This is a genomic window from Halomonas sp. ND22Bw, assembly GCF_003011945.1.
GTDB classification, from domain to species: domain Bacteria; phylum Pseudomonadota; class Gammaproteobacteria; order Pseudomonadales; family Halomonadaceae; genus Halomonas; species Halomonas halophila.
Genome location: NZ_PXWD01000245.1, coordinates 1 through 406, shown reverse-complemented (window position 1 = coordinate 406; position 406 = coordinate 1). Strand labels below are relative to the sequence as shown.

At 68.7% G+C, this 406-nt stretch carries 1 protein-coding gene; it reads right to left on the bottom strand.

Annotated elements, in window-relative coordinates; all coding sequences use genetic code 11:
* Positions 1 to 39: 39 nt before the first annotated feature.
* On the bottom strand, positions 40 to 406 hold a 367-nt coding region (locus CVH10_RS17890; RefSeq protein ID WP_181244470.1), incomplete at its 5' end, for a proline racemase family protein.

The following is a 406-nucleotide window of genomic DNA, read 5'->3' as shown; positions in this document are numbered from 1 at the left end:
TTGTTGGTCCCGCGCCTCGTCGGGCCGGGCCGGTGTGGGTCACGACGTCGCGATGCCCCAGGCAAACGGGTCCCGGTCGTCGATCAGCAAGGTGTTGTCGGCACTCAGATAGGCGCGGCCCTTGATATAGGGGCGAATGCGCTCGCCTTCCCACTCGTAGTAGCCCTCGAAGTGGCTGCCGGTGATGCTGGCCTGCAGCCAGGGGCGGTGGGGGGCCAGCTTGCCGTCGGCGGCCAGGCAGGCCAGTTTGGCGCTCGTGCCGGTTCCGCAGGGCGAGCGGTCGTAGGCCTTGCCCGGGCAAAGCACGAAGTTGCGGCTGTCGGCCGCCGGATCGTCGGCGAACAGCTCGATGTGATCGATCGCGGCTCCGTCCTCGCCGGTGATCGCCTGTGATTCGAGCGCCTGG